Origin of the sequence: Flavobacterium sp. (genome assembly GCF_046073885.1) — a bacterium.
In the GTDB taxonomy this organism is placed as follows: domain Bacteria; phylum Bacteroidota; class Bacteroidia; order Flavobacteriales; family Flavobacteriaceae; genus Flavobacterium.
In genome coordinates this window covers 15,712-34,631 of the sequence record NZ_JBJTND010000050.1, presented here as the reverse complement: position 1 = coordinate 34,631, position 18,920 = coordinate 15,712, and the positions used below count along the sequence as shown (strand labels likewise).

The 18,920-nt window shown below is 32.5% G+C and carries 18 protein-coding genes; 10 read left to right on the top strand and 8 right to left on the bottom strand.

What is annotated here, in order from left to right:
- On the bottom strand, positions 1–198 hold a 198-nt coding region (locus ACKOWY_RS07155), incomplete at its 3' end, for a hypothetical protein (RefSeq protein WP_408940756.1).
- Between the two features lie 172 nt (positions 199–370).
- The gene (locus ACKOWY_RS07150; protein WP_408940755.1) at positions 371–3,337 is read right to left on the bottom strand and encodes a TonB-dependent receptor domain-containing protein; all 2,967 of its coding nucleotides are present in this window, start codon (positions 3,335–3,337) and stop codon (positions 371–373) included.
- Positions 3,338–3,596: 259 nt separating this feature from the next.
- Here ACKOWY_RS07150 and ACKOWY_RS07145 point away from each other — a divergent pair, with 259 nt between their 5' ends.
- The 3 genes from ACKOWY_RS07145 to ACKOWY_RS07135 all read left to right on the top strand — a co-directional run bounded on the left by ACKOWY_RS07145 (position 3,597) and on the right by ACKOWY_RS07135 (position 6,835).
- Positions 3,597–3,932, top strand: a complete 336-nt coding sequence (locus ACKOWY_RS07145; protein ID WP_408940754.1) for a T9SS type A sorting domain-containing protein — start codon at positions 3,597–3,599, stop codon at positions 3,930–3,932.
- Positions 3,933–4,027: 95 nt separating this feature from the next.
- Complete coding sequence (locus ACKOWY_RS07140) at positions 4,028–5,776, top strand: T9SS type A sorting domain-containing protein (RefSeq protein WP_408940753.1); 1,749 nt, start codon at positions 4,028–4,030, stop codon at positions 5,774–5,776.
- Between the two features lie 78 nt (positions 5,777–5,854).
- Complete coding sequence (locus tag ACKOWY_RS07135) at positions 5,855–6,835, top strand: acyl transferase (protein WP_408940752.1); 981 nt, start codon at positions 5,855–5,857, stop codon at positions 6,833–6,835.
- A 27-nt stretch (positions 6,836–6,862) separates the two neighbouring features.
- Here ACKOWY_RS07135 and tyrS read toward each other — a convergent pair whose 3' ends face one another.
- The gene (gene tyrS / locus ACKOWY_RS07130) at positions 6,863–8,158 is read right to left on the bottom strand and encodes a tyrosine--tRNA ligase (protein WP_408940751.1); all 1,296 of its coding nucleotides are present in this window, start codon (positions 8,156–8,158) and stop codon (positions 6,863–6,865) included.
- A gap of 42 nt (positions 8,159–8,200) precedes the next feature.
- On the opposite strand from tyrS, the gene ACKOWY_RS07125 reads away from it, so the two are divergent.
- Positions 8,201–9,298, top strand: a complete 1,098-nt coding sequence (locus ACKOWY_RS07125; RefSeq protein WP_408940750.1) for an NAD-dependent epimerase/dehydratase family protein — start codon at positions 8,201–8,203, stop codon at positions 9,296–9,298.
- Here ACKOWY_RS07125 and ACKOWY_RS07120 read toward each other — a convergent pair whose 3' ends face one another.
- Genes ACKOWY_RS07120 through ACKOWY_RS07110 form a run of 3 tightly spaced genes read right to left on the bottom strand, consistent with a single transcriptional unit; the run spans position 9,299 to position 11,799 of the window.
- Positions 9,299–9,682, bottom strand: a complete 384-nt coding sequence (locus ACKOWY_RS07120) for a DUF4296 domain-containing protein (RefSeq protein ID WP_408940749.1) — start codon at positions 9,680–9,682, stop codon at positions 9,299–9,301.
- Positions 9,683–9,689: 7 nt separating this feature from the next.
- Complete coding sequence (locus tag ACKOWY_RS07115) at positions 9,690–11,030, bottom strand: dihydroorotase (RefSeq protein ID WP_408940748.1); 1,341 nt, start codon at positions 11,028–11,030, stop codon at positions 9,690–9,692.
- 43 nt (positions 11,031–11,073) lie between these two features.
- A complete protein-coding gene (locus ACKOWY_RS07110; protein WP_408940747.1) occupies positions 11,074–11,799 on the bottom strand; it encodes a polyprenol monophosphomannose synthase in 726 nt (241 codons plus the stop codon).
- 104 nt (positions 11,800–11,903) lie between these two features.
- Here ACKOWY_RS07110 and ACKOWY_RS07105 point away from each other — a divergent pair, with 104 nt between their 5' ends.
- Both ACKOWY_RS07105 and ACKOWY_RS07100 read left to right on the top strand, forming a co-directional pair.
- Positions 11,904–12,569, top strand: a complete 666-nt coding sequence (locus tag ACKOWY_RS07105) for a DUF4271 domain-containing protein (RefSeq protein WP_408940746.1) — start codon at positions 11,904–11,906, stop codon at positions 12,567–12,569.
- Positions 12,570–12,586: 17 nt separating this feature from the next.
- A complete protein-coding gene (locus ACKOWY_RS07100) occupies positions 12,587–13,336 on the top strand; it encodes a uroporphyrinogen-III synthase (protein ID WP_408940758.1) in 750 nt (249 codons plus the stop codon).
- Positions 13,337–13,416: 80 nt separating this feature from the next.
- On the opposite strand, the gene pckA is transcribed toward ACKOWY_RS07100, so the two are convergent.
- Both pckA and ACKOWY_RS07090 read right to left on the bottom strand, forming a co-directional pair.
- The gene (gene pckA / locus ACKOWY_RS07095; RefSeq protein WP_408940745.1) at positions 13,417–15,042 is read right to left on the bottom strand and encodes a phosphoenolpyruvate carboxykinase (ATP); all 1,626 of its coding nucleotides are present in this window, start codon (positions 15,040–15,042) and stop codon (positions 13,417–13,419) included.
- Between the two features lie 80 nt (positions 15,043–15,122).
- Positions 15,123–15,509, bottom strand: coding sequence for a DUF423 domain-containing protein (locus tag ACKOWY_RS07090; protein ID WP_408940744.1), 387 nt, complete (start codon positions 15,507–15,509; stop codon positions 15,123–15,125).
- Positions 15,510–15,629: 120 nt separating this feature from the next.
- Between ACKOWY_RS07090 and ACKOWY_RS07085 the strand changes: the two genes are divergently transcribed.
- From ACKOWY_RS07085 to pth, 4 genes are all read left to right on the top strand, one after another.
- The gene (locus ACKOWY_RS07085; protein WP_408940743.1) at positions 15,630–16,391 is read left to right on the top strand and encodes a DUF3108 domain-containing protein; all 762 of its coding nucleotides are present in this window, start codon (positions 15,630–15,632) and stop codon (positions 16,389–16,391) included.
- A gap of 2 nt (positions 16,392–16,393) precedes the next feature.
- A complete protein-coding gene (locus tag ACKOWY_RS07080; RefSeq protein WP_408940742.1) occupies positions 16,394–16,708 on the top strand; it encodes a hypothetical protein in 315 nt (104 codons plus the stop codon).
- A 108-nt stretch (positions 16,709–16,816) separates the two neighbouring features.
- Positions 16,817–18,193 (top strand): saccharopine dehydrogenase family protein, encoded by a 1,377-nt coding sequence (locus ACKOWY_RS07075; RefSeq protein ID WP_408940741.1) that lies wholly within the window; start codon positions 16,817–16,819, stop codon positions 18,191–18,193.
- Between the two features lie 54 nt (positions 18,194–18,247).
- Positions 18,248–18,868, top strand: a complete 621-nt coding sequence (gene pth, locus ACKOWY_RS07070) for an aminoacyl-tRNA hydrolase (RefSeq protein ID WP_408940740.1) — start codon at positions 18,248–18,250, stop codon at positions 18,866–18,868.
- The last annotated feature ends 52 nt before the right edge of the window (positions 18,869–18,920 follow it).

Genomic DNA, 18,920 nt, shown 5'->3' with positions numbered 1-18,920 from the left:
ATCTGTTGTTATGTTAGCAGTAACATCAACAGTTGGTGTTGGGTACACCGTGTTTTGTGGGTCAAAATTAGCCCATCCGTCAGTCCACATTGCAGCTGGAGCTGGTTCGAAAGCACCACGGTAAGTAGTGTTTACAATTTGTGCATTACCTAAGAAAGCGGTAAGCAACAACATTAATAAAAAGTAAGTTTTTTTCATAATTGGGTTTGATTAAATTTTTGACAAACATATACCCCATATGTAAACCGAATGGAAAGAAATCTTTAATTATTTAATAACTTTATGTTTATAAATTGTTAACTATCAATTGTGTTTATAAAAAAAGGCAAACATTAAGTTTGCCTTTTTTTATAAGAAGTAGTCATTTTTTTTAAAAAGTATAACTTAAAGATAGAGAAAATGTTGGGCCAAATTTTGTTAACCAAACTAAGTCATCTTCATCAGGATTATATCCGTTTTTATTTTGAGAATCTCCAGTGAAAATTGAATTAATGGTTTTATTAAATCCGGTAACATTCGTTTTACCTAAATCATTGTTTTCATAAAAAATTAAATCTTGAGCTAAAACATTTTGAGCGTTTAATTTCACTTCAATTTTATTTTTATAAAAGCTTTTAGCAATTTGTAAATCTAAGAAAGTTCTACTTTTTTCCCATAATGCTGGAGTAGAGGCACCTACTGTTTGGTTCCCTTGGATTGCAATACGATCGCCAATTCGGTTTAAATTAGCCGATGCTGACCAGCCAGATTCTTTGCCAATATATTGTAAACCAGCATTAAATACATAAGGTGATTGACCTTGTAAAGGAATTTCTTCTAGAGTAGATGAAGAAACTAAATTAGAAATATCTACTTTAGATCTAATTATAGATAGATTAGTAAACAATGTAATATCATCTAATAAATTAGCATTTTTAGAACCAAATATTGAACTTAACAAAGTTCTATATTCCATTTCAACTCCTTTATTTTCTCCAGATTTAGCATTTTCATATTTATTAGAATTATTTGCTTGAGCTTGTAATTCAATAGGATCTGAGAATTTTTTATAAAAAGCAGAAATTGAAAACAATTGTCCTTTCCCTGGGAAAATTTCATAACGCAAATCGGCATTGAATACTTTTGCAATTTTAAGATCTGGTGTACCTTCAGTATTAAATTTAGTAGAAGCATCATAAAATAAGAAAGGTGCAAGCTCTCTAAACTCAGGTCTATTTAAAGTTTTTGAAAAACTTAATCTTAAATTTTGCTTTTTATTAACCCCATAAATTAAATTTAATGAAGGCAAAAAGTCAATTTGTGAATTATCAACATTAATAGGGGTTCCTGTATCTGATTTAGAAGCTAACAGCTGCGAATAAGACTCCATTCTTACTCCCCAAATAATTCTAAATTTACTGATACTATTGTCTAACATTACATAGGCAGCATTCAAATTAGAAGATGCTTTATAAGTATCATTCCCTTTTGTTCCCTCAAATAAAGTAAGTCCGCTTACACCAGGAACTCCTGGAGCTCCAGGAGTAATAATTCCCATATTTGAACTATTAAAAATCGTAGAATTACCTAAAAATGGAATGTAACTGGCTAAGTTATTTGCAGTATAATTATATCCATTAACAACTCCAGTAAACGGAATATATCCTAATTGTCTTGCTGAAAAATCTCTAAAACGAGATTGCGTGAAATAACCAATTTTTATATCGGTAGCAAATTTTTCTGTAAAATTAATTTTTCTACTAAGGTCTATTTTAGTGCTAAAAATATTTTCAATATTTTCAGAAACAAACATTGATCCAGGTGATTCACTACCTACAGTATTAACTTGAAAATCTGCTTTTGGTTGTTGGTATCCTGGTCCAAAAATATTTGGATTAATGTTATAGGTATTTCTTCTGTCATTAGGAATACTTCTTATTACATTGCTGTAAGAGCCTACCCAGTTGATTTTGATTTTACTTGCAGACAAAATATGATCTCCAGCTAATTGACCAGTATATATTTTATTGCTTGTAAACATTCTTGCGGTAGTATTAATCAACATTGGTGGATCATCTTGAGAAATTGATCCGTTTCTATCAATAACCCTATTGTTAGAATTAATACTGTAAAGATTCTTAAATGTAAATGAATTATTTGAATCCATTTTTAAAGACACATTTGCTAAAACCCCAAATAATGTTTGTGTATTATAGTTATCATCAACTTGGTCGGTCAACAATGCTCCGGGAGTTTCATAACTTTTTCTCAGCGTTTGATTATAATTGTTTGTTTTATTATAGGAAACAGAAGCTAAAAAACCTAAATTTTGATTGTCTTTTTGTTTATAAAATTTTCCTAAAGTATATTGAAAACTCATATTAGGGCTGAATGTTTTATTATATAAGCCCCAATCTGTTTGATAGGATTTAGCCAAATCAGAAATTTGAGAATAACTACTTTGTGTATGAGCTTGTTGTAATGCTTGAAATTGAGTTGTTGAAGGAAAAGAAGCCGGCAATCCTCTAGTTCCATCATCTAATCCAATCCAATCGCTTTTACCTCCTTCATAATATAATTGGTTTTTTCCAGTAGTGATTGTGTTATAACCTGAACTTAAAGAAATACTTTGAAAATCTTTATCAGGAGTAGCTTTTGTATTAATTTCTACTACCCCTCCAGCAAATTCTCCAGGTAAATCTGGCGAAGCAGTTTTATAAATGACAATATTGTCAATCATATTTGCAGGAAAAATATCAAACGAAAAAGCTTTTCTATCTGGCTCAGAACTTGGCAGAGGCGCTCCATTTAAAAAAGTTGTATTGTAACGATCATTTAATCCTCTAATGATTACAAATTTATTGTCTTGAATACTCGCTCCACTAATTCTTTTTAATACATCTGATGTTGTTCTATCTGGAGTTCTTTTAATTGTCTCTGCAGAAATTCCATCAGAAACTCTAATGCTGTTTTTTTGTAATGTCAATAAAGATTTTACAGATTCAGTTTTTGCTTTTGTAGATTTAATTACAACGTCTTCCAGTTGATTTTTCTTTTCTACAAGAGAAACCGTCAAGTCGTAGGTTTCATTTGCTACTGTTTGAACATCAGATACTATTTTTGACTCAAATGATAAGTAGGAAAATTGAACAGAATAATTTCCAACTGGAAGATTTCTAAAAATAAAATTACCCTCTGTATCAGATATAGTAGATTTTTTAATAGATTTAATTACAATATTTACTCCAGATATTGGTTTTCCTGTATTTTCTTCAATAACAACTCCTTTGATTATTGAATTTTGACCAAAAATAAATTGTGTAAATAAAATTAACACAAATGATGAAATTAGTTTCATTATAAATTGAATTTAAATTTGATGGCAAAATTACTTATTGATAATCTTATGTATGTTAATTCTACTTTATGAAATTCGTTTGAAAAAAATATAAATATTAAATTAGTGTTAATGGATTGTCAAGTAAATGTTATTTGGTTTGGGTTTGATTTAATTAGTTATCCTATAGCAGATTCACTACATAAATAATTCTAAATTCTTATTAAATTGGCAAGATATTTGAATATATATTTTTATCTTTGCTCTGATAAATAAACCTATGAAGAAAAATTACTTCTACTTTTTATTAATTTGTTTGCTCTTGAGTGCAACTACTTTGTTTGCTCAGGAAAGTAAACAGCAGCCAAAAGTGCAGGACAACGCTATTGAAGGATTAAACTTTTACCCGAATCCTGTTACCAATGGAAAATTGTATATTACTTCAAAAAATAATGAAGATAAACAAATTGCTATTTTTGATGTTTTAGGGAAAAAAGTTTTTCAAGTTCTTCTTACTTCAAAAGAATTAAATATTTCTTCATTGTCTCCAGGAATCTATTTTATTAAAATTGAAGAAGGGGATGCAAGTACCACTAGAAAATTAATTGTCAGATAATTATAATTTTTACAATTAACTATTAATTTACATGGAAATTCTTTCCATTAAAAAAATAGTAATTACCTTTGTTTAATAATTTACATTAATAAATCATGAAAAAACTTTACATTTTATTATTATCAGCTGTAGCTTCTGTTTCTTTTGGACAGACGATTTACTCTGAAAACATGGGTGTTCCTACAGGAACAACTTTAATTCCAGCTTATGTTACTGGTACTGCACCTGCAACTTTTCAAAACGCTGCCCCTATTGTATATTCAGGAACAGGTGATGTTAGAGTAACTTCTGCTTCTAGTACTTATACAGGTGCTTCAGGTGGTGGAAACGTATATTTGACAGGTACTGCAGGAAAATACTTTCAAATTGATGGTATTAACACTTCAGCTTATTCTTCAGCTAATATTCAAATGACTTTTGGGTATTTAACTGCTACTTTTGCAACAGTTCAAGTGATATTAGAATACAGTACTGATGCTTCAGCTACAACTCCAACTTGGACTCCAATATCATTCACAAATAATACATCGGCTGCTTGGAACTTAGTTTCTATTCCTGGTGGAGTATTACCTTCTTCAAGTTCATTGTCTTTACGATTTACTCAACCTACAGTAGCGGGGCAAATTAGAATTGACGATATTAAAATATTTAATTACAATCCTGCTTGTACTTTAGTACTGGCAACTGCTACAGGGGCTTGTGATGCTGTAACCTATAATATTGATACTTACACTGCAACCATCCCATTTACAGGAGGAGGAACTGGTTCTTACACAATTACACCTACAGCTGGTACAGTTGCTGGTGACAATCCAGGTTCAGTTGCTACAGGTAACATTTTAATCAATGGTGTTCCAGAAGGAACTAATTTGACTGTAAATGTAGTAAGTGGTGTTTGTTCATACCAATCTGTGTTAACTGCACCTACTTGTAAGCCAGTAAACACACTTCCATACAACGAGCCTTTCCCTTATGCAGCTGGAACAGCTTTAGGTTCTTCTCAAAAATGGACTAACCTAAATACAGGTGATGATATTCTTGGAGCTTCAGGAAATTTAACATACAATGGTTATGCAGCTACAGGAAATTCTGTAACATTTACAGGAGCCGGTATTGACTGTATTACACCATTTACATCGACTACTTCAGGTACAATTTATGCCTCTTTCTTAGTTAATGTAACCGATTTATCTACAATGACTGCTACAACTCCTACTACATATTTTGCTGGATTAACTGATGCAGCTAAAAACTACAAAGGACGTCTATTCATCACTAAATCTGGAACTCAATATCAATTTGGTTTAGATGCTGCAAGTACAACAACTAATTTAGATGCTACTTTAAGAAATGCAGGAGATGTACAATTAGTAATCATGAGCTATGATTTTTCAACTTTAACATTAAAAGCTTGGATCAATCCAGATTTAACTACCTTTGATGTAGCAGTTACTGCACCAACATTATCACAAGTATTAACTACTGCAATTGCAGATTTAGGTGGATTTATCTTAAGACAAGATACCGCTACTACTACTCCTACAATTATTTTTGACGAATTAAGAATTGACACTGCAATTAGTGGTGTTCTTTCTTCAAACCAAGTAAATACAATTGCTGGATTAAAAGTATATCCTAACCCAGTTTCAAATGGAACTTTATTTATCGAATCAGATTTAAATTCAGATAAGAATGTTGCTATTTTTGATGTATTAGGAAAACAAGTATTCAATGCAACTACTTCAAATAATGCAATCAATGTAAGTCAATTAAAAACTGGAATTTACATGGTTCGTATTACTGAAGAAGGAAATACCGTAACAAAAAAATTAGTTATTAAATAATTAATTTAATATACAATTGAAAAGCTCCAAGTCACTTGGGGCTTTTTTATTTTTATTACTTTTGTAAAAATTAAAATTTTGATTTCCTCACAAGATATTTTTACTATTTCAGGCGCTAAGCAATTTGAAAAAATCGCTTTAAAAGTTTTTCGTTTTCAATACGAAAACAACGCTGTTTATAGGTCTTTTTGTGATTTAATTAAAACCAAAAAAGGTACAGTAAAATCATTAGAGCAAATTCCATTTCTTCCAATACAATTTTTTAAGAGTCACGAAGTGCTCTCTTCTAAAGATCCTATTCAGGAAACTTTTACGAGTAGTGGAACTACCGGAATGATAACTAGCAAGCATCTTATTACAGATGTTACGCTTTACGAACAAAGTTATCAAAATGCTTTCTCTGAATTTTATGGAAATATTGAAGATTATGCTGTTTTGGCTTTATTACCGTCTTATTTAGAGCGCGAAGGATCTTCATTAATTTATATGGTTAAAGATTTAATTGACCGTTCGAATAATGAAAATAGCGGATTTTACTTACATAATTACAACGAGCTAATTTCTAAATTAATTGAACTTGATGCTTCTGGGCAAAACATAATATTAATAGGAGTTACTTATGCCTTATTGGATTTAATTGAGATTCAAAAATTTCAATTAAAAAACTCCATCATCATGGAAACCGGAGGTATGAAAGGAAAGCGAAAAGAAATCATTCGAGAAGAATTGCACGCTATTCTTTGTGATGGTTTTGGAGTTTCAAGCATTCACTCCGAATACGGCATGACCGAATTATTATCGCAAGCCTATTCTTTAGGTAACGGAATTTTTGAATGCCCAAGTTGGATGAACATCTTAATTCGAGATCCCGAAGATGCTTTATCCTATGTTGATCCAGGTAAAACCGGAGGCATAAACGTTATTGATTTAGCCAATATTAATTCGTGTTCCTTTATAGCTACACAAGATTTAGGCAAGAAATATCCTAATAATTCCTTCGAAGTTTTAGGACGGTTTGATAATTCCGATATTCGAGGATGTAATTTAATGGTATATTAAAAAAGGAGCAATTTGCTCCTTTTTTATTTAAACTATTTGAATCAAATAATAATTTTTCTTTCCTTTTTGTAGGACTAAAAATTTGCCTTTAACCAAATCTTTTTCAGAAATAATATACTCCTCGCCTACTTTACTTTTATTCAACGAAACCGAATTTTGTTTCAATTCGCGTCGCGCATCACTATTAGAGGGTAAAAAATTGGTTTTTGCCGAAAGGGCAGCAATCATATCCATTCCGTTAGCAATCTCTTCTTTAGAAATTTGCGCATTAGGAACACCATCAAAAACCTCAACAAAAGTAGCATCATCTAATTTTGCTAGATCTTCCATTGTTGGACTAAAAAAAGCATTCGAAGCAAAAATAGCGCGCTCCAATTCCTCTTTACCATGAACAAAAATTGTTACTTCTTCTGCCAATCGTTTTTGCAACACTCTTAAATGCGGTGCTTCTTGGTGTTCTGCAATAAGGGCATCCACCGTATTTTTATCTAAAAAGGTAAAAATCTTAATGTATTTTTCTGCATCAACATCGGTGGTATTCAACCAAAATTGATAAAATTTGTAAACCGAAGTTTTATCGGCGGTAAGCCAAACATTTCCACCTTCAGTTTTTCCAAATTTAGATCCATCGGCTTTAGTAATTAATGGACAAGTCATAGCAAATGCTTTGGCTCCTTCTCCATTCATTCTTCTTACTAATTCGGTTCCCGTTGTAATATTCCCCCATTGATCTGAGCCACCCATTTGTAGCAAACAATGGTGCGTTTTGTATAAATGATGAAAATCGTAACCTTGAATTAATTGATAGGTAAATTCGGTGAAACTCATCCCCTCGCCACTTTCTCCGCTCAAACGTTTTTTAACCGAATCTTTCGCCATCATGTAATTTACGGTGATGCGTTTACCCACATCACGAGCAAAATTGATGAATGAAAAGTCTTTCATCCAATCGTAGTTGTTTACCAATAGAGGCGCATTTGCAGCAGAAGAATTAAAATCTAAAAATCGAGATAAAACCGCTTTTATTCCGGCCACATTTTTTTCTAAAGTAACTTCGTCAAGCAAATTTCGCTCATCCGATTTCCCAGATGGATCTCCAATCATTCCCGTTGCACCGCCTACTAAGGCAATAGGTTTATGTCCGAATTGCTCCAAATGAACTAATAAAATTATTGGCACCAAACTTCCAATATGCAACGAATCACTTGTTGGGTCAAAACCAATATAGGTCGTTGTCATTTCTTTAGTCAATTGTTCTTCGGTTCCCGGCATAATGTCGTGAACCAATCCGCGCCATTGCAATTCTTCTACTAAATTCCTCATTGTAAACTATAATTTAGGCAAATATAAGAATTGTGAACGGCAATGGCAACAAAGGAAAATTGGATCACTTTTTTTCTTGAAAAAAACCAAAACCAAGTCAAACTAATTATCTTTGTAACTATGATATTAGTTACTGGAGGAACTGGTTTAGTTGGAGCGCATTTACTTCTTCATTTATTAGAAAATGGAGCCGAAAAAGTACGTTCTACTTATAGAGATGCTAAAAACTTGACCAAAACCAAAAGGCTTTTTGAGCTCTACAAAAAGGAAGTTTTATTTGATAAAATCGAATGGATTTTAGCAGATATTTTAGATGTTCCAGCGCTTGAATTAGCTTTTCAAGATGTTGATTATGTATACCACTGTGCCGCTTTAATTTCTTTTGATCCCGATGATGAAGAGAAATTAAGAAAAGTAAATATTGAAGGTACTGCCAATATTGTAAATTTTTGTATCGATAAAAAAGTAAAAAAACTATGTCATGTGAGTTCAATTGCGGCTTTAGGAGATTTAATTCCTGTTGAAGGAAAACTGCCAATTCACAATCCTATTAACGAACAAACCGAATGGAATCCGGAGGTAGCGCATAGTGATTATGCTATATCAAAATATGGAGCTGAAATGGAAGTTTGGCGCGGATTTCAAGAAGGCTTATCTGTAGTGATTGTGAACCCAGGGATTATCCTTGGCCCAGGATTTTGGAATCAAGGAAGTGGGATTCTGTTTCGAACTGTAAAAAAAGGGCTTTCTTTTTACACCAATGGAAGTGCTGGCTATGTAGCGATTACCGATGTGGTAACCATTATGTCCCGACTAATGAACTCTGAATGTATTGGTGAAAAATATATTTTGGTTGCAGAAAATCATAACTATAAAGACATCCTTCATTACATTGCAGGAAAAATGGGAGTTAAAAAACCAACTCTTCTTGCTGGAGCTGGTTTATTAAATTTAGGATATAGATTGGATTGGATTTTATCTACAATTTTTCAAACAAAAAGAAAATTATCTAAAACTAGTGTTGATTCTTTAATGAGCCCAACTGTTTTTTCTAGCAATAAAATTATAGAAGAATTGAATTATTCTTTTGAAGATATTAAAAATTACATAGACCGTATAATCCCTTTTTACAAGGATTAATTATTTTACAATTTCTTTTTCAGAAAGTGTTTCCGGTGTATTAAGAACTTTTCGATTTGTTAACTTAGCATTTTCTTTAGTAAGTCGTTCTTTTACATTGTCATACATTTTTTTGTATTCTTTAATGTCGGAAGCATAAAACTGAGTGCTTTTAGCAAAGGTCAAACTGTCTATTTTGTATTTTCTTTTAATAAAATCGGTTGGACTTGGATAATCTTGCACTGAATAATTATGCGCTCTTGTAGCCTCCAAAATAGCTAAATCATAAATAATATTTTCCATCTTATCCCTTGAGATAAGATTATTTGGTTTTTGAATTGCCTCATCTTTACAACTTGTTGCTGCAAAAACGAATACCATAATAATTATATTGATTTTTTTCATGGATGAATTATCTATTAAAAAGCAAACGTTTTCCCGCTTTAATATCTTTTACCTTGGCATTTTCATAGACTAAGTTTCCATTTACAAAAGTATGGGTGATTCTTGATTTAAAATTGGTCCCTTCAAATGGTGACCATCCACAATGATATAAAATGTTGTCTTTTTTAACACTCCATGGCTTTGATGGATCAACCAAAACTAAATCGGCATAATAGCCCTCTTTAACAAAACCTCTATTTTCTATTTTGAAAATCTTCGCTGGATTATGAGCCATCTTCTCAACGATTTTTTCAACAGATATTTTCCCTTGATGGAATGCTTCAAACATGGCTACCACTGCGTGCTGAACTAGTGGCCCTCCCGATGGCGCTTTGGTATATTCTTGTTGTTTTTCTTCTAATGTATGTGGTGCATGATCTGTTGCAATAACATCTATGGTGTCGTTAAGTAATGCCTTCCATAATGCTGCTCTATCGGAAGCAGATTTAACTGCAGGATTCCATTTAATGAAATTCCCCTTTGTATCATAATCCTCATCAGAAAACCAAAGATGATGAATACATACCTCAGCAGTAATTTGTTTTTCTTCTAATGGTATTTTGTTTGTAAACAATTCCATTTCTTTGGCAGTAGAAAGGTGAAATACATGAAGTCTTGCTCCTGTTTTTTTTGCTAATGCAATGGCTTTGGAAGAAGATATATAACACGCTTCTTCACTACGAATTAAATGATGTGCCGTAACCGGAATAGCATCACCAAACTCGGTTTTATATTTTTCTAAATTGGATTTAATAGTAGCTTCATCTTCACAATGAACAGCAATAAGCATTTTGGTGCTAGAAAATATTTTTTCTAAAGTTGCTTCATTATCAACCAACATATTTCCAGTTGAAGAGCCTAAAAATAATTTTATCCCTGCAACATTGGACGGATTGGTTTTTAATAATTCCTCCAAATTATCATTGGTTCCTCCCATCATGAAGGAATAATTGGCATACGAACTTTGAGAAGCAATCTCGTATTTTTGTTCTAATAATTCTTGAGTAACCGCATTAGGAACCGTATTGGGTTGTTCAATAAATGAGGTAATTCCGCCTGCAACTGCAGCTCTACTTTCGGTAGCAATATTTCCCTTGTGAGTAAGACCTGGCTCACGAAAATGAACTTGATCGTCTATTGCCCCCGGAATTAAATAATTACCTCCTGCATCAATAACCTTACAATTGGAACTTTTATGGCTAATACTCGGCGCGATTTCTTTAATAAATTCGCCTTCAATTAACACATCCCCTTCAATAATTACCCCTTCGTTTACAATCTTAGCATTTTTTATTAATACGGTATTCATGATATTATTATTTCAAAAACTTAAAAGTGTTCTTGTTATTTAGTTACAGGTTATTAAACATTCTTTTTATACGTAAAGCCAATACTCCAAATATAGCTTCTTTAATAATGGATCCACTCATTTTAGATTGCCCCTTGGTTCTATCTGTAAAGATTACTGGCACTTCCTGAATGTTGCAATTATTTGAATACGCACGGTATTTCATTTCAATTTGAAAGGCATAGCCAATAAACTTAATCTTGTCTAAATTTATTGCTTCCAAGACCGATCGATGGTAACAAATAAATCCGGCGGTGGCATCCATAATTTTCATTCCGGTAATTGCACGAACATAAACTGAAGCAAAGTAAGACAACAAAACCCTACTCAAAGGCCAGTTCACCACGTTAACACCGGTTACATATCGAGAGCCTATGGCAAGATTGGCTCCTCCAAAATGGCATGCGTCATACAATCGTTCTAAATCATGTGGATTATGAGAAAAATCGGCGTCCATTTCAAATACATATTCATAGTTTTGAGCTAATGCCCATTTAAAACCATGAACATATGCAGTTCCCAGTCCTGCTTTTTTGGTTCGTTGTTCCAAAAACAAACTTTCTGAAAACTCTCCTTGAAGTTCTTTTACTTTATCGGCAGTTTTATCAGGCGAATTATCATCAACAATAAGAATGTGAAATTGTTTATGCAATGAAAAAACGGCTCGAATTATACTTTCGATGTTTTCAATTTCGTTATAAGTTGGAATAATTACAAGGCCACAGTTCATATTTAGATAAAATAATTTTTACAAAAATACAGATTTTATACCATCCGAATCTTAATAAAATTATAATACTACGGAACAAATAAAATTTAGTAATTTTGCTGCCAATGATAGCACTAGAATTACATCCAAGAATCATAGAAAATAAAGACTGGGCGACCCTAGTTTTTTTATTTGCCTTGGGCTTCGTTGTAATCGCCAAAGCAGCATTTGAAAGTCGTTTTAATGATTTTGTTCGCTTAATTGTATCGGATAAATATACCAAAATCTACCGGGAGAGTTCTCATTTAATGAGTGGTTTTAATGTTTTATTGGTTGCGGTAAATTTAATCTCACTTTCCTTTTTTATTCAACTGGTTTTTTATCATTTGGGTTATGTTGAAAAAACAGATTGGGTTTTATTTATTAGAATATTCACCTTGCTAGCTGTATTTATCTTTTCTAAATTTTTAATTGAAAAAATAATAGCAACCATTTTTGGAATTGAAGAAGTAATAGAGCAATTTAGTTTGCAAAAAGTTACTTTTAGAACTTACATGGGATTGTTGCTATTACCTATGTCATTCATATTATTTTATAGTGATTACATTACAAACTTTATAATTTATTCTGTTATAATTATCTTATTAACAATAAATTTGCTCACCTATTTCATTTCTCTAAAAATTTATCAAAATTTCATATTAAGCAAGTTCTTTTATTTTATTTTGTATCTTTGCGCTCTTGAAATAGCCCCTTATTATTTCATATATTATTTGATTACAAAAAATTAGAGCATAACATGTCCAACTTGAAAGTAAGAACGATTTTGGTATCCCAACCAGAACCTAAAGTAGAGAACTCCCCTTATTTTGATTTGCAACAAAAACATAAGGTAAAAATAGACTTTCGCTCTTTTATTCATGTAGAAGGCGTAAGCGCAAAAGATGTAAGAGCTCAAAAAATAGACTTAAAAAACTACACTGCAATTATTCTAACTAGTAAAAATGCGGTAGATCATTTCTTTAAAGTGGCAGAAGAGATGCGTTATAAAGTACCTGAAGATTTAAGGTATTTTTGTCAATCGGAAGCTATTGCTTTCTATTTACAGAAGTATGTTGTGTACCGCAAACGTAAAATATATGTTGGTCAGAAAGATTTTGCCGATATGGCGCCTCTTTTCAAAAAATATAAAGACGAAAAATTCTTGTTGCCTGCATCCGATCAATTAAATGCAGATGCTCCGGTAACATTAAATAACTTAAAACTAAATTGGACTCAAGCTGTTTTTTATAAAACAGTGATGAGCGATTTATCTGATTTGGCTGATGTATATTATGATGTTTTGGCGTTTTTTAGTCCAACAGGAATTAAATCATTGTTTAAAAACTTCCCTGATTTTAAACAAAATAACACCCGAATTGCTGTTTTTGGAAGCACAACTCAAAAGGAAGCGTTAGAGCATGGATTGCGAATTGATATTTTAGCTCCAACTCCAGAAACTCCTTCCATGACAATGGCTTTAGAGCGCTATATCGCAGAGGCTAACAAAGGAAAATAATTTATTAGCATGAAATATAAAAAAAGTCCAACAGTAATTGTTGGACTTTTTCGTTTGGTTAAGTTTGGTTTGTTTGGGTTTTATAATTGAGGGCCTGCTTTTACTAAATTTTGGCCTTCTTGATTATCGGTATATTGAACAAAGTTCTTAATGAATCTGCCTGCTAAATCTTCTGCCTTTGCAGACCATTCATTTGCATCAGCATAGGTATCTCTTGGATCTAAAATTGCCGGATTCACATCGTGCAATGCTGTTGGAACAACAAAATTAAATACCGGAATGGTTTTCGTTTCTGCTTTTTCTATAGAACCATCTAAAATGGCATCAATAATTGCGCGGGTATCTTTAATAGATATACGCTTACCCGATCCATTCCAACCTGTATTTACCATATAGGCGGTAGCCTGATGTTTTTCCATTTTTTTAACCAATTCTTGTCCGTATTGAGTTGGATGCAAAGAAAGAAATGCTTTACCAAAACAAGCTGAAAAAGTAGGTTCTGGTTGCGTAACTCCTCTTTCTGTTCCAGCTAATTTTGCTGTAAAACCAGAAAGAAAATAATATTTAGTTTGCTCAGGTGTTAATTTAGAAACGGGCGGCATTACTCCAAATGCATCGGCGGTTAAAAAGATAACTTTGGTTGCATGACCAGCTTTAGAAACGGGCTTTACAATGTTGTGAATATGATTTATTGGATAAGAAACACGTGTATTTTGCGTAACAGAACCATCTTTAAAGTCGATAGTTCCATCGGCACTTACCGTTACATTTTCTAATAAAGCATCTCTTTTAATAGCACCATAAATATCGGGTTCGTTTTCTTTACTTAAATCGATGGTTTTAGCATAACAGCCCCCTTCAAAATTGAATACCCCGTCATCATCCCAACCGTGTTCATCATCACCTATTAATTCTCTTTTTGGATCGGTTGATAGGGTGGTTTTTCCTGTACCTGATAATCCAAAGAAAATAGCCACATCACCATCTGATCCTTTATTTGCAGAGCAATGCATGGATGCCATACCGTTAAGTGGTAGGTAATAATTCATCATAGAGAACAACCCTTTTTTCATTTCTCCACCATACCAAGTTCCACCAATTAGTTGTACTTTTTCGGTAAGGTTAAAAGCCACATATACTTCAGAATTTAATCCATGGTTTTTATAATCTTTAAAGCTGGTTTTAGATCCATTTAATACCACAAAGTCGGGCTCACCAAAATTTTCTAGCTCAGTATCGGTTGGTCGGATGAACATATTTTTAACAAAATGAGCTTGCCAAGCGACTTCCATGATAAAACGAACTTTTAATCGGCTGTTTTCATTAGCACCACAAAAAGCATCTACAACAAATAATCTCTTGTTTGAAAGCTGCGCTGTAGTCGTCTCTTTAAGGGCATTCCAAGTGGTTTGCGAAATGGGCTTGTTGTCATTTACTGCTTGATCAGAATTCCACCATACTGTATTTTCGGTAACGCTATCTTTTACAATATATTTATCTTTTGGCGAACGACCAGTAAATTCACCGGTCATCACATTTACAGCGCCTAATTCCGTTAATTGACCCTTTTCATATCCAGATAAATTAGGGTTTAATTCTTCATTATATAAAAATTCAAACGAAGGATTGTAGATGATTTCTTTAGGATTTTGGATTCCATATTTTTCTAACGAAATCGATTTCGTAATTAAGGCGTAGTTGTCCATAAAAAAGTGTGTGTTGCAATTAGTAATTATTTTGCAAAGGTAAAATAAAATATTACTATATCGATATAGTTAGATGTTAATTATGCTTTTTTCTTCAAAAAATTCCACATTAAAATCCCCCAAGAAACGATTAACAACAACCCACCTATTGGCGTGATAAAACCTATCGTCTTGAAATTAAATGAGTTAAAACTATCGGTTGCCAATAAATAGATGGATCCAGAAAAGAAAATTACTCCAGTAGTAGTTAGATTCAGAATTATTCTCTTTGTTTTTTCTTGTAATTGAGTATTCAAGCCTAGAAATAATAAAAACAAAGCATGGTAAATTTGATATTTAACTCCCGTTTCAAAAGTTGATAGCTGCTCTATGGTTAATACTGCTTTTAAGGCATGTGCGCCAAAGGCTCCAAGAATGATCGCTGTCATTCCAAAAAAAGCGGCTGTTGCTATTATTTTGTTGTTCATTTCCAGATTGAATATAATTTTTATCAAATTTAAAAGTTATCTTTAAATAATTAAGGTCTTTTAGCAATTCTTTAAAATAAAAACAATTTTAAACTTTTATATTTGTATAAATTTCTAGTTATGAAAAAAACGATATTACTTCTTGGCATCATTTTGCTACTAAGCTCTTTCAAAACCGATACTGCTATTGAAATCCCATCGGGAGAAAAATTAGTTTATGCTGGTTCTTATAACATGAGTGGTTTAATGACTCAGCTTGCCCAAGTCACTCTTTCTACAGAAATGGTAAATACCTCAAACAAGTCTTATTTACATTTAAACTGTGAGTTAGCAACCTTTGCTAAATGGGATAAATTTTTCAAAATCAGAGATACCTATGAAGCCTATGTTAACCCAACTACATTAAAGCCTAGTTTATACAAACGTAATATCGAAGAAGGAGGTTGGACCAAAAAAGAAAAATATGTTTTTAAAGGGAATTCGGTAACGAGTACTTCAAAAAGAAAGAATTGTCCAGAAACAACCAAAACTTTTACAATAGGAAATTCCACTCAAGATGTGGTTTCGTTGATGTACAAACTAAGAACTTTAGATTTTGATAAAATGAAAGTAGGTCAATCACAATCTTTTGTAATTGTTTTTGATGAAGTGCAAGTTCCAGTAACAATAAAATTATTAGGAAACGAAACCATTTCAGCTGGAAATTTAGGATCTAAAAACTGTTATAAGTTATCTATTGGAGCCAAAACCGATGTTTTAAAAGGAAAAGATAAAAACCTAATCTATTTGACTGCCGATTCAAAAAAAATACCGGCCCTAATGAAATTTAGTATTCCGGTTGGAACAGGTCAATTAGCTTTAACCTCAGCTACTGGAATTTAATTATGAGAAAAACCTTAGTTATCACCGCTGTAATTTTCACGCTAATTAGCGTTTTGTTTACTATTTTGCCTTTAGATACTCTCGCTCTAGCCCCAATTGGATTGGCACTACTTTTCAACTTTTTGGCATTTAAAAAATCGGATGCAAAACAAAGAAAATTTACAAAAAGACTTTTCATTATAACTTATATCTGCGCCCTAGTGGTTTTAGGTAAAACTTATTTAATAAAAGATAAAGTGGCTGTTGACATTAAGTTTGAACAGCAAAAAGTAGAATCTAAAAAAGAAGATCTTAAAGATTTAGAAGGATTAGAATAGCTCCTGTAATATTTTCTATCTAATAATAAGCGGCTTTTTTGTTTTTATCAAAAAAGTGCGTAAAATCGTTGCAAATTTTTAAATTTGTATTCCATAGACATACAAATTATGAGAAATATTCTAATTATTGGAGCGGGACGATCTGCATCTTCTTTGATACAATATCTATTAAATAAATCCAATCAGGAAAACCTGCATCTTACTATTGCTGATATTTCATTGGAATTAGCGCAAAGAAAAACCAATAATCACCCTAATGCTACTGCTATTGAATTGGACATAAACAATCACCAGCAACGAAAAGCCGAAATTGAAAAAGCAGACATTGTTATTTCAATGTTACCGGCCCACCTGCATATTGAAGTTGCAAAAGATTGCATTTCTTGTAAAAAACATTTGGTTACTGCCTCTTATATTTCTGATGCGATGCAAGAATTAGATGCTGCTGCAAAAGAAAACGGATTGATTTTCATGAATGAAATTGGGCTTGACCCAGGCATCGATCACATGAGTGCCATGAAAGTAATTGATGAAATTAGAGATAAGGGCGGTAAAATGATTTTATTTGAATCTTTTTGTGGAGGTCTTGTTGCCCCTGAATCTGATGATAATCTTTGGAATTATAAGTTTACCTGGGCACCGAGAAATGTAGTCCTTGCTGGCCAAGGAGGGGCTGCTAAATTTATTCAAGAAGGAAAATACAAATACATTCCGTACACGAAACTATTTAGAAGAACCGAATTTTTAATGGTTGAAGGTTATGGGAAATTTGAAGGTTATGCCAATAGAGATTCTCTTAAATACAGAAGCGTTTATGGTTTAGATGATGCGCTAACTTTATATCGAGGAACTATTAGAAGAGTTGGTTTTTCAAAAGCTTGGAATATGTTTGTTCAACTAGGAATGACCGACGACAGTTATGTAATGGAAAATTCCGAAGAAATGAGTTTTAGAGATTTTACTAATTCATTTTTGCCTTATCATCCAACCGATTCGGTAGAAATTAAGACAAGATTGGCTTTAAATATTGAACAAGATGACATCATGTGGGATAAATTATTGGAGCTTGATTTATTTAATGCCAATAAAAAAGTAGGGTTAAAAAATGCCACTCCTGCTCAAATTTTGGAACACATCCTAAATGAAAGTTGGTCGCTGCAACCACATGACAAAGACATGATCGTGATGTATCATAAATTTGGGTATGAATTAAATGGAAAACAACATCAAATCGACTCCAAAATGGTTTGTATTGGAGATGATCAAACCTATACCGCAATGGCCAAAACAGTAGGTTTGCCCGTAGCCATGGCCACACTTCAAATATTAAATGGAAACATAATAACCCCTGGTGTTCAACTTCCAATAAGTAAAGAGGTTTACGAACCAATATTAAAAGAATTAGAAGAATTTGGGGTGGTTTTCAATGAAACTGCCATGCCCTATATCGGTTACAATCCAGATAAAATAACCAACACAAATTAATAGCCAATTTAAAAGTGTAGTATTTCATTTCAACAAATATTCTACTTTTGTAAAATGAATTGGTTTTCAAAATTATTTGCTTCAAAAGAAAAAGAACTATCTGACCCAATGAAAAAATTTCTAATTGTTGGACTAGGCAATATTGGTGCCGAATATGTAAATACAAGACATAATATTGGATTCAAAATATTGGATTTTTTTGCCCATAAAGAAAACTTAACATTTCAAACTGCCAAACTTGGTGATATCTCAGAATACAAAATAAAAGGGCGCACCCTCTTTCTTCTTAAACCTAATACCTATATGAACCTTAGCGGCAAAGCGGTGAAATATTGGATGGATAAGGAAAACATTTCAAAAGAAAATGTACTTGTTATTACCGATGATTTAAATCTCTCCTTTGGCTCAATTAGAATTAAACCAAAAGGAAGTGATGGCGGCCATAACGGATTAAAAAATATTCAATTAATACTAAATTCAACTGACTATCCTCGGTTTCGATTTGGAATAAGTGATGCCTTTAAAAAAGGCAGACAAGTAGATTATGTGTTAGGAGAATGGACCGATGAGGAAAAGACGAATCTTCCCGAAAGATTAGAGATAAGTAGTGCCATTATAAACTCATTCGCACTCGCAGGCCTCAGCGAAACCATGAATCAATATAACGGAAAATAAAAAAACCATCTGATTACTCAGATGGTTTTATAATATTGAGACTATTGAATTA